The organism is Colwellia sp., from assembly GCF_013215345.1.
Taxonomy (GTDB): domain Bacteria; phylum Pseudomonadota; class Gammaproteobacteria; order Enterobacterales; family Alteromonadaceae; genus Colwellia.
In genome coordinates, this window is sequence record NZ_JABSOV010000116.1 from 1 (window position 1) to 11,637 (window position 11,637).

The 11,637-nt window shown below is 37.4% G+C and carries 12 protein-coding genes; 8 read left to right on the plus strand and 4 right to left on the minus strand.

Going from position 1 to position 11,637, the window contains the following annotated elements; genetic code table 11:
• The 7 genes from HRT50_RS14890 to rplS all read left to right on the plus strand — a co-directional run.
• Positions 1-462: TonB-dependent receptor (locus tag HRT50_RS14890; protein WP_291615852.1), on the plus strand; the 462-nt coding region annotated here is incomplete at its 5' end.
• Between the two features lie 115 nt (positions 463-577).
• Positions 578-1,528, plus strand: a complete 951-nt coding sequence (locus HRT50_RS14895; protein ID WP_291615854.1) for a sterol desaturase family protein — start codon at positions 578-580, stop codon at positions 1,526-1,528.
• Between the two features lie 229 nt (positions 1,529-1,757).
• On the plus strand, positions 1,758-3,383 hold the full coding sequence (locus tag HRT50_RS14900; protein WP_291615856.1) for an EAL domain-containing protein: 1,626 nt from the start codon (positions 1,758-1,760) through the stop codon (positions 3,381-3,383).
• A gap of 212 nt (positions 3,384-3,595) precedes the next feature.
• Positions 3,596-3,841 carry a 30S ribosomal protein S16 gene (gene rpsP / locus HRT50_RS14905; protein ID WP_011044805.1) on the plus strand — a complete coding sequence of 82 codons (246 nt, stop codon included), beginning with the start codon at positions 3,596-3,598 and terminating at the stop codon, positions 3,839-3,841.
• Positions 3,842-3,868: 27 nt separating this feature from the next.
• A complete protein-coding gene (gene rimM / locus HRT50_RS14910) occupies positions 3,869-4,396 on the plus strand; it encodes a ribosome maturation factor RimM (RefSeq protein ID WP_291615863.1) in 528 nt (175 codons plus the stop codon).
• Positions 4,397-4,435: 39 nt separating this feature from the next.
• Positions 4,436-5,221, plus strand: coding sequence for a tRNA (guanosine(37)-N1)-methyltransferase TrmD (gene trmD, locus HRT50_RS14915; RefSeq protein WP_291615877.1), 786 nt, complete (start codon positions 4,436-4,438; stop codon positions 5,219-5,221).
• A 26-nt stretch (positions 5,222-5,247) separates the two neighbouring features.
• Positions 5,248-5,601: a 50S ribosomal protein L19 gene (gene rplS / locus HRT50_RS14920; RefSeq protein ID WP_291615865.1), complete on the plus strand. Its 354-nt coding sequence runs from the start codon at positions 5,248-5,250 to the stop codon at positions 5,599-5,601.
• A gap of 467 nt (positions 5,602-6,068) precedes the next feature.
• Here the strand turns inward: rplS and HRT50_RS14925 are convergent, their stop codons facing one another.
• The 4 genes from HRT50_RS14925 to HRT50_RS14940 all read right to left on the minus strand — a co-directional run bounded on the left by HRT50_RS14925 (position 6,069) and on the right by HRT50_RS14940 (position 10,869).
• Complete coding sequence (locus HRT50_RS14925; protein WP_291615867.1) at positions 6,069-7,394, minus strand: O-antigen ligase family protein; 1,326 nt, start codon at positions 7,392-7,394, stop codon at positions 6,069-6,071.
• A gap of 129 nt (positions 7,395-7,523) precedes the next feature.
• The gene (locus HRT50_RS14930) at positions 7,524-8,075 is read right to left on the minus strand and encodes a hypothetical protein (RefSeq protein ID WP_291615869.1); all 552 of its coding nucleotides are present in this window, start codon (positions 8,073-8,075) and stop codon (positions 7,524-7,526) included.
• Between the two features lie 32 nt (positions 8,076-8,107).
• Positions 8,108-10,138 carry an EAL domain-containing protein gene (locus HRT50_RS14935; RefSeq protein ID WP_291615871.1) on the minus strand — a complete coding sequence of 677 codons (2,031 nt, stop codon included), beginning with the start codon at positions 10,136-10,138 and terminating at the stop codon, positions 8,108-8,110.
• 56 nt (positions 10,139-10,194) lie between these two features.
• On the minus strand, positions 10,195-10,869 hold the full coding sequence (locus HRT50_RS14940; protein ID WP_291615873.1) for a transglutaminase-like cysteine peptidase: 675 nt from the start codon (positions 10,867-10,869) through the stop codon (positions 10,195-10,197).
• Positions 10,870-11,441: 572 nt separating this feature from the next.
• On the opposite strand from HRT50_RS14940, the gene HRT50_RS14945 reads away from it, so the two are divergent.
• The coding region (locus tag HRT50_RS14945) for a sugar phosphate nucleotidyltransferase (RefSeq protein WP_291615875.1) at positions 11,442-11,637 on the plus strand (196 nt) is incomplete at its 3' end.

The following is an 11,637-nucleotide window of genomic DNA, read 5'->3' on the forward strand; positions in this document are numbered from 1 at the left end:
TTGGAGTTTTCAACAAGTTATAATGCCAAGCTAACCGAAACGTTAGATGTACCTATGTCACTTGTTTACACTTACTCTGATTCAGAATTTAAAAATAGCTTTAAGTCTGACTTTCCTATGTGGGGCACTATCACCGCTGGCGATGGCTTACCTTATTTAGCAGAGCATCAATTAACGCTAAACCTTGGTCTTACTGCGGAGCAATGGGATATTAACTTTATCGCCCGTTATGTCGGTGAAATGCTTGAGGCTTCGGGTGAAGATGTGACTTTATCAGGTGAAATAACGGAAGCTTATGTAGTCGTTGATTTATCAGCAAGCTATTATCTTGGCCAGTATGGTAAAGTCTATATCAAAGCCGATAATATCCTTGATAGCCAAGAAATTGTCAGCCGTAGACCCTATGGCGCAAGACCAAGTAAACCACAACAGATGTTTGTCGGTTATCAATATAGCTTCTAGTTAAAAAGTTGTTATTAGGCTCGTTATAACGTTGCGCTAAATCAAAACAGAATTTGCTGTTTTGATTTAGCATAGCCTTTTAGAACACTTCTTTTTAAACTTGTTAGGCGGTTATGTGCTGGATTTTTTATCAATTAATATATCGGAACTCAGCCAATATTTTTTTGATGCCAATAAACGTATTTACATTGTTTATCTACTTTCTGCACTAGCGCTGGCTGTTCCTGTTTATTGGCTGAAGTTTTCTAGCTTCTCTCTGCTACCTTTCTTACGCTTTGTTTTTCCTAAATCTATTTACACCCATAAATCGGCTCGGCATGATTATGTCCTATTAGTGGTAAATAAGCTGATCAAATCAGCATTATTCCCACTTGTAGTCATTACCATGGCACCCATTGCTATTGGTATTTCATCGACAATAGAATACTTATTTGGTTATCTAGAGCCCATTGCTTTATCTACTACCGCTATTATTGCCATTTTTACCGTATTACTATTTTTATTTGATGATTTTACCCGTTTTTTATTACATTATATTTTGCATAAAGTCCCGATGTTGTGGGAGTTTCACAAGGTACATCATTCGGCTTTAGTGCTAACACCTTTTACCATATATCGCAGCCATCCGATTGAGAGTTTACTGTACGCCTTTAGAATGACGCTAACCCAAGGCTTTGTAGTCGGGCTCTGTTATTACTTCTTTGGTCCTACCCTGAAGATGTATGACATTTTAGGGGCAAACGCTTTAGTATTTTTGTTTAACTTTTTTGGCTCAAATTTACGCCATAGCCATATTTGGTTAAGTTGGGGTGATAAAGTAGAGAGCTACTTGATAAGCCCAGCCCAACACCAAATACACCACAGTGATAACCCTAAGCATTTTGATCGTAACTTCGGCTCAGCTCTTGCTCTATGGGATAGGTTGTTTTTCTGTCATATTAAAGCATCGCAAGTAGATAAAATAACTTATGGCATTAGTGTTAATCACAAAGGTCATAATAGTTTGCTGCAAATCTATTTTGAACCCTTCAAAAAGGCTGCTCAAAGTCTTATCCCTAAGCGATAGCAGAGAAAATATTTCTTTATAACTTGCTGTTAACTATTTTCTTATAGGCTAGCTATACTCTTTAGCAGTCACTTAATTTATAAGTTTTTATTGTGTAAAGCGCTTCGTCAATTAACGTGATCTGTCGACAGTAAGCTCACTGTTTAGGTATGTCATGAAACTCTGCAAATAAATCATGCAAGTAAACCGTGGCCTTTAGTTATGAAATTTAATTGAGGTATTCGGCTATATGGCTAAAAGCAAAGCCAGTAAAAATGTTACTCGAGAACATGCAGCAAAGGCTGAAAGTGTCGGCTTTTTCAAACGCTTTGCTTTTGTTTTCGAAAGCATATTTATTATCCTCCTTACTGCCGTCTCACTCTGGCTAACGCGTTTAGTCGATGTACCTGAATTTGTCATGCAAATGTCTAGTAAACAGCAATATTGGCGCTTAGATGAAATCATTATCTTCGCCAGTATTTCTGCCCTTGGTTTATTAATATTATTAACTCGCTACAGCTTATATTTACGTAAAAAAATAAAGCGACAATTTATTGCTGAAGAAGAAATTAAACGCCTGGCTTTTTTTGATAGCTTAACTAACCTGCCGAACCAAGAACTTTGCCTAAATCGTTTACAGCATGCCTTAGCAGGGGCAGCAAGAAGCAATACCACAATAGCGGTGTTATTTATTGGCATTGAAGACTTTAAGTCTATCAATGATAAACAAGGCCACGAGAGTGGTGATAAGTTACTGCAACAAGTCGCCAAGCGCTTATCAAGTGAGTTACGCTCTGGTGACACCTTAGCGAGAATTACTGGTGTCGAGTTTCTAATAATACTTGAATCACTTTCGCCCACAGAAGATATAAATTCTTTTGCAGCTAAGTTATTGGTAAAACTTACTAAATGCTACAGAATTTCGATGCAAGAAATGTATATAACCAGTAATATTGGTATTGCTGTCTATCCTAATGATGGAGAGCACAGTAAAGAATTAATAAAACATGCAGATACTGCGATGTGTTTTGCCAAGGAAAAAGGCCGTAATGGCTTGGCCTTCTTTTCTAAAGAGTTACAACAGCAAGTCAACACTAAGAAAAAAATTGCCGAACAATTACTTGAGGCTATGGAGAAGGATGAATTTACTTTACATTACCAACCAATAGTATCAACAGACTCTAATGAAATCATCGCTGTTGAAGCCTTATTACGTTGGCATAATGAATTCCTTGGTAATTTGGCACCGGATGTTTTTATCCCCATTGCCGAAGATATAGGCATGATGGCACAAATAGGTGATTGGGTGCTTAATCAGGCTTGTTTACAGAACAAAACTTGGCAGAAGATGGGATATCCGGGGTTGGTGATATCAATTAATATGTCAGTGATGCAATTAAGCATAACGGATTTCGCTGCCACCATTTCCAGCTCGCTAGCTGATAGTAACTTAGAGCCGCAATACCTAGAGTTAGAGTTTACTGAAAAAACTCTGATGAAGGATGCCAAACAATCCATCGTGCAACTTAGGCAATTGAGTGCTTTAGGTGTTTCTATCGCCCTTGATGACTTTGGTACCGGATACTCTTCAATAAAGTATTTATCTAAATTTAAACTTAACAAATTGAAAATAGACGGTAGTTTTATAAAAAACATCCCTAAAAGTGCAACTGATGTCATGGCTACTCGAGCCATGATTGCTCTAGCTAGGCAATTAAAGCTACACGTAACCGCTGAAGGAGTCGAAACTGCCGAGCAGCGTGAATTTATGGCGGTTAGTCATGTGAACTCTATGCAGGGTTATCACTTTAGTCACCCCATTGATGCCAAAGCCTTTGAGCAGCTATTGCAATCCCCGTCCTGGCAGAAAACTTAACCTAGTAGTTAAGTTTTTTTAGTTTAGTCGCTATCTTTTTACGCCATTTCTTCAAGAATAAATAAGAGCAGTAATAAGCCGAACTAGTCAATTAGGTAAATAAAGCTTGTAAAAACCCACTAAAAGCGTAAAATACGCGAGCTTTTCTGTCGATTATAGGCAGAAAGTGTCTGGAAAATCCGTTTTAACACTTAACATATATAGAGGACGATATGGTTACCATTCGTTTAGCTCGTGGTGGCGCTAAAAAGCGTCCATTCTATCAGGTTGTTGTTGCAGATAGCCGTAACTCTCGCGATGGTCGTTTCATCGAGAAAGTTGGTTTCTTCAACCCAACAGCACAAGGTCAAGCAGAAAAATTACGCTTAGATCTAGACCGTATTACCCATTGGGTAGGTCAAGGTGCGACAGTATCTGATCGTGTGGCTAAGTTAGTTAAAGACGCTACTGCGGCTTAATTACTTAGTAGGTAGAGGGAGAAAATTGTGAGTAAAGAACAACAAATCACCTTGGGTAAAGTAGGCGCTGTTTATGGCATCAAAGGCTGGTTGAAAATTCATTCATTCACTGGTGAAACCGATGCCATACTTGACTATTTTCCTTGGTCATTAAAATTAGGGAATAAGATACAAACAGTAGAAATTACTGATTGGCGCAAGCATAACAAAGGCCTAATTGTGAAAGTGGCGGGTATTGATGACAGAGACGTAGCGCAAGCATTAGTCGGCTCAGAAATACAAACCAGTGAAGCAGCGTTGCCAGAATTATCGCAAGATGATTTTTACTGGCGCGATTTAATAGGTATGTCTGTAGTGACTAACAAGGGTTACGACCTGGGTGTAGTTTCAGACATGATGGAAACTGGCGCTAACGATGTACTGGTTGTGAAAGCTAACTTAAATGATGGCTTTAGTAAAAAAGAGCGGTTAATCCCTTATCTTTTTGAACAAGTAATTGAGTCGGTTAGCATTGAAAATAAACAAATCTGTGTTGACTGGGATCCGGGTTTTTAACTTGTGACTAGCACTACCTCTACTAAAGAGAAAAACAAAATGTGGATTGGGGTTATTAGCCTTTTTCCCGAAATGTTTAATGCTATCACGGAGTACGGGGTAACAGGTCGAGCGATTCGTAATGGGTTAATTGAATTTCAGTTATGGAATCCAAGAGACTTTACCCATGATAAACATCGTACCGTTGATGATCGTCCTTATGGCGGTGGTCCGGGTATGTTAATGATGGTGCAACCATTACGTGATGCAATAGCTGAAGCGCGTAAAGCTGCTGATGCTGATGCTGCCATTCATGGTGGTAAAAAGGCTAAAGTTATCTACTTGTCTCCGCAAGGACGAAAGCTTGATCAACAAGGCGTAAGTGAATTAGCACAACATGATCGACTAGTATTTATTGCTGGGCGATATGAAGGCATAGATGAGCGATTAATCGCGTCAGATATTGACGAAGAATGGTCGGTCGGCGATTACATTTTAAGTGGTGGTGAACTCCCTGCGATGAATGTGATTGATGCCGTAGCACGCTTAGTGCCAGGCGTTTTAGGACATAAAGAATCAGCAGAGCAGGACTCCTTCTCTAACGGTTTATTAGACTGTCCTCATTACACTCGGCCAGAAGTAATGACTACTCCTAACGGGGACGCAATGTCAGTACCAAAAGTGTTGCTTAGTGGTAATCATGAACACATACGCTTATGGCGACAAGAGCAATCTTTGCTAAGAACGTGGACTAGAAGACCAGAATTATTAATTAACCTAGCTCTGACAGCTGAGCAGGAAAAAGCACTCGCTTTAATTAAAAAACAAGCGAAGCAAACCACTTAGACTGTGCAAACTAGGAAGAAGGTATTATGAGTAAAATTCTTGATATGCTCGAGCAAGAGCAATTAAAAACTGATCTACCAACATTCGCTCCGGGCGATACTGTTGTAGTTCAAGTAAAAGTTACAGAAGGTGAGAAATCACGTCTTCAAGCGTTTGAAGGTGTAATTATTGCTGTTAAAAATCGTGGCTTACATTCTGCTTTCACTGTTCGTAAAATTTCGAACGGTGTTGGTGTAGAACGTGTATTCCAGACACATAGCCCAATTGTTGACTCAATTGAAGTGAAACGTCGCGGTGATGTTCGTCAAGCTAAACTTTACTACTTGCGCGAGCTATCTGGCCGTAAAGCACGTATTAAAGAAAAATTGGCTAAGAGATAGAAATATTTCTTATACATTTTTCTGTAAAGAAAGTTTGAAAAAAAGCCTGAATAAGCAATTATTCAGGCTTTTTTGTGCGAGCAGTATTTATAAACACTGCGCCATTATCATAACAGTCTCATTAAGTTTGTGATCTTGTTGTGCGTAGAAAAAACAAATCAGGGCAAGGCGCTCGATTGAGCAATAGCTGGCGTGTGTGATTGAGAGCAACGCTGATATGGCGTATTTTAACCAGCAAAAGTGAGCAATAATTTAATGAAATTTCTATCAGTATGAATACTTTTGATAATAAAAGATGAAGTGGCAATTTAAATGACTTTAGTCAAGGAAGATGATTTAAGCATAGTCATTTTACGGTTTGATTATTTAACGTCGTATAAAGTCATTGTAAACCCATCGAAGAAGCGCGTGAGCAACGATGAATTGAAGGGAATAAGCACTTAGCAAGAAAATTGAAGTGGTTAAATTTACCTTTGTTCTCTCTTCAAATTTTCAGAGATTAAAGCCAGTGATAATATGCTGATAAATAGTAAAGCTATAGCAGGTGACTGCAAGGAAAAATCTACCGTTGCATGTAATAGCATATGAATAATAGCAGCCGCACAGCCAAAAGAGACGCCTTGATACAAGGGGGTTTTACGTTTTACAATTGTCTTCAATGAAATAAACAAACAATACAGCACCATCGCGCCTAATAAAAACGTGATAGGTAAACCAAGCTCAGCTGAAAATTGAATGTAATCATTATGAGCATGGTCATAAAAGCCAGAGTAGGGCTGTGCTTGGTATTGAGAAAAGCTTGAATAGAAACTTCCTCCACCCATGCCAAATACTGGGTATTCTAATATCATAGGTATTGAATCACGTACCACTTCATCTCTTGTTTCAGACGCTAAACTGGTTTCTAACAAACGTTGTTTCACCTTTTCAACACCAAAAATAGTACCAACTAAGATAAGATCGATAATAAAGAAGCTCAATATCAACAAACGTAAGTTTTTAGGTTTCCGGTTATAAAAGAAAAAAGAGAAAATACTGATGGCAGCCAAAGCCAAGAAAAAAGCCGAGTTACCCATGCGTGAACGCGTTAAGATTAAAGCAATGATCATAATAATCAAACTAAGACGAATCAGCATTTTACTACTTAATAAAACCGAGGCAATATCACGGATTTTATGCCGTACTTGATGACCAGAACCTTTTAAAGAGAGTTGGCTGATCAATACACCAATGCCAATAGACAAACACAGCGCTAAGTAATTAGCTAATTGGTTCTTATAAATAAAACTACCTACCGCAGCTGTTGAATAAGGGATAGAAAAAATAGGCGATATCATACCCTCATTAAGGTTTAACCAGCTGGCATACAAAGCTTGAAATAATCCAGATATAAGAATGGCGAGCGCAAATTCATAAAGGGTTGTTTTGGTATTAACATAATAAAACACTAACCAAGCAAACTGGGTTAAAGCGAGCGTCTTTAACAACATGATATGAGTCATGGAAGGATCAAATGAAAGTGTTGGAAATGAACGACCTAAAAGAGTGCCCAAACCTGGGGTAATTTGCAGCACTAACCACAGTGCTGTTACGCTAAGCGGTGCAAGTATAGCAAGTGAATACCTAGGCGGAATAAAGGACTTTTTGTTCTTGATGCTAACCAACAAATGACCTAAAAACAATGCAAATATAAAAAAATCAAGTGTCGAGCTTGCCCAAATTCTATTCGCCCCTAAAGGTATGGGGGCATAAATAATAAGTGCACATAGGCTATAAAAAAAAAAGTTATTCAACGGAACCTTATTACCTGTGTAGTGGTATAGAGGAAAGCTTAAACAAAGGAACTAAGAGCTAAAGCAAAGTGGTAGAGCTAATACTAAAAAAGACCCCGTAGGATCTTTTTTATACAGTAAGCAAACTACTTATTGGTTATCTGAAATACCGCCGCCGCCGCCGCCGCCGCCAGCATTACCACGGTTAGTATTGCCAGTGTTACCGGTGTTATTTCCAGTGTTTCCAGCAATAACGTTATCATTTCCAGGATTACCAGCAGCAGTAGCCTCTGAAGCGATGGTAGCATCAACGCCACTTGCAATAGCGATAGCCGTTAGTGTATCGCCATCTACACCTGCCTCAGTTGCAACCTTTAATATGTTAGCAATTAAAGGTGAGTCAACCCCAAGTGCAAATATTGCTGAGGCAACAAGCGTTTCAGCAGCCTCAGTGTTTGCACCTACAACTTTAATTGCTGCCGCAAGTAGCGACTCTGCAAATATAGGAAACTGAGAAATTGCAGCGATTAATGCTTCATTAAGGTCACATTCTTTCGATTCTGTAATATCTACGCTACATTTGTTTTCTGAAAAACTATCAATGTAACTTTGTGCTGTTTGGTTAATATCTTTCGCTTGAGCTGGTAAAGTTATTGCGCTTAATGAACCGAAAATTACGGCAGCTAAAATGTTCTTGTTCATAGCGATGTTTCCTTTCCATACTATATTTTCGGTTATGATAACTTAACAGGCGAATAAACACACCCTAAACTAGTATCTTTTCCCATCAACGTTAATGTTTTCTGTATGAAGTTTCCTTGCAGTCCATCACAAGCAAGCTCTGACAATAATTGCTGGGTTTCTAAACTATCTACATGACTGGTTAATATTTTAATGCCTACGCCATGACCAATTTGTGTCACCGCTTGAATAAAATGTTTGTTCTCAAGGTTAATCTCAAGTTCATGGATATAAGCGCCATCGATTTTTAGATAATCGACATCTAAGCCCTTAAGGTACTTAAAAGAAGTAAAGCTGGCACCAAAACGGTCAATACATATTTCAATACCTAGAGATTTTACCGACTGTATAAATTTAATGCTTGAATCTATGCCAGCAAGAATCGCTTCTTCATTAATTTCAAACACCAAGCGGGGCAGGTTGTTTTTATGTTCTTCAATAAAACTTGCCAGCCAATGTCTAAATTCTGCACTATGCAATGATTGATGAGTTAGGTTAATCGCTATTTTACTATCTAAAGAGATATCAGTTAAATTGACTAATTTATTTAACACCAATTTATCTAATTCTTGAGATTTGTTGGTACGCTCAGCCATAGAATATAACTGGTTGTTAGCGACAACTTCATTATTGTTTAAAAATTTACTAAATAATTCATAATATAAAACGTCATCATCACTGGGTGAATCATTACTAATAGCACTATCAGTTTTTGAAACTACCGGTTGAAAGGTAAATTCAATATGGTTTGTTTTAACTAAATTATCAATGATGCTCGACCATGCATGTAACCCATGCGATGTTTGGCTGTTATTATCGTTATAAATCTCACCTGACGACGTTGCAGAGTTTTCTTGGGTTAACAGGGTATCTAATTTTGCTAATAACTCAGTCAGCACTTCGCTATTATTATAATTGGTTGCTACTAACTTACCAAAACCCTCTTCATAATATTGAGAGTTCAAAATAGAAAACTCATTATTAATATGCTGACAAAACGCTATTACCTCTTCACCGACACTTTGAATAGTAAAAAAGAAACTACCGCCATTTACCCGATAAACCTTAGCACCGATAAAAGAGTTTAACTGCTCAGTAATTAATTTAGCCGCCTGGCAAACGTAATTATCACCAGCTTTATAACCAAGCTCAGCATTAATACTTTGTAATGAGTGTAATTGTACTAAGCCCAAAGTCGCATAATCGTTAGATTGCATATCATCAACTGAGATTTTAAATTGGCTTTGAAATGCACGACGATTGCCTAATTGGGTCAAATCATCAATATATAATTCTTTAGTCAGTTTATTCGCTTGTTTGCTGGCTAGGTCAAAAGATGCTTGTATATTACTCACCATGATATTCATGGCATTAATAACGGTTTTAAGCTCTCGGGTCACAGGAAGTTTTTTAATAAAAATGAAGTTTTTCTTACTAACAGAGTTTGCTTGGGCTTCTACTTGAGCTAATGGATTTAACACAGAACCTAATATCAAATGGGCAACTAAAAATGAAAATAGCGCAATCACTAAAGAGGAATAAAAATTATTAATGGCATGTTGCCAAAGTTTTAGATAAGAAGATCCCACATGACTTTGAAAACTTATTATGCCGGCAATATTCCAACCATTACTTACTTCACTTGACATAATTGGCGGTGTTAATTCAAAAAAATTAATAAACCATGATGGCACACCATCAATAACCCTATTATTTTCACGAGACATCATTACTTTATCATCAACGTCGATCAGTGACACTTTTTGATAATAGCCAGAGTCAAAAATTGCCACTATCATGGTTTCAACAATCATCGAGTTTTCACCATCCATATAAGGTGAAATTGATAGGCCGACACTGGTCGCTGCATCTTGAGCATGACTCTTCATTTGATCGTTTAAATAAGTACGTGTGGTATCGACACTTACCCAAGAAGCGCCGATAAAAGTAATTAACGCTATACCAATAACTAAGCTGTAAAGCTGTGTTCTTAAACTTATTCCTGTTTTAAGTGAAATAGTCATATTTATTATTTCCCTGCGAAATTTTTATTTTTATCTTGTTTTAAGTTATTAAATGATTAGTTAACGGAAGCGAATGTTTGCATTTTACCCCCTTCAATGCGCTGTACTAAGTTGTTCCAAGCGGAAACTCCTCGGCTATTTTTTACCTTTCTACCTAGGCCTTTTGCTTTAGCCATCCATAAACCTTGTGCATTAAAACTGTAAATAGGTTTTAAGTCTCGTCTTTTGCTCGCCAGTAACACCTTAGGATTAAAGTTATCTAAAACGAAAGGTACATCTTTTGGGTTTTCAAAATAAATTAATACCATATGTGGTTGGTTGACGGTTAGCTGACGAACATACATTAAACGTAATTTGTTTTCGTCTACGCCTAAAGAGGTCAAAGTAAAATATTTTGCAATGGCAAAATCTTCACAATCGCCCTTACCACGACCAATGGTTTCAACAGGTGAAGCCCAGTAATCTTTTTTTCCCCAAAGGAGAATATCATCTTGGTAAGTAATACTTTTATTAAAAAAGTGATTCACTTTGTTAATTTTAGACCAGTCACTATCAGACTGATTATCAATCAATACATCACGCCATTTTTCAGCACGCTGCTTTGCTTCATCACCGTAAGTAGCGGTTAGTTTTTGATAAAATGAATCCGAGAAGAAATCATCTAATTGACTAGAAGAGGGGCAAGCAAACATGATTAACAATAAACACAGTAGGGTATTAACGTTTTTCAAAATACTCCTTACGTGCCAAGTTAAAAATGCCAAGTTAATTATTAAGTAAATTAACCGTAGAAAAGCATTAAATAATGTTCATGATTATAAATCAACAAAAATATAATATCGGCAGACGGAAAAATGTCGGGCCATTTTGTTTTGCTGAAAATCCCTTACTGGAGCTATGTCAGCGTTACTCGTTGTTGATCAATTGCCGCAGGGTTTAAAGCTATTTCTGCATATATTTACACGAAAGCACAACGCTGAATATTGTTTAACAAGGCCAAGTAATACGCAGCTAAAGATGACTTAGGGGTTAAATAGAATACTTGTGAAATGTTGTTTTTTGTTTCGATTCGTGCTGTTTTGTTGTGCCCTTACGATGTTTGTTGAAATTACTTTATCGGCTCTATATAATATCGCCTCGATATTTACTATGGATGTGCTGCAGTAAACGGATGTTAGTTTAAGTTAAGTTAAGTTAAGTTAAGTTAAGTTAAGTTAAGTTAAGTTAAGTTAAGTTAAGTTAGTTTTAACTTAAACCCAATCTCTTCTCAGCCTGTTTACACCCGCCCAAAACAGGATTAATAATGAAAGTTCAAAAAGCCGTTTTACCCGTTGCCGGTTTAGGCACACGCATGTTACCCGCAACAAAAGCTATTCCTAAAGAAATGTTGCCACTAGTAGACAAACCACTTATTCAATACGTGGTTAATGAAGCAGTAGCTGCGGGCATTAAAGAAATTGTATTAGTAACACACTCTTCCAAAAACTCAATTGAAAATC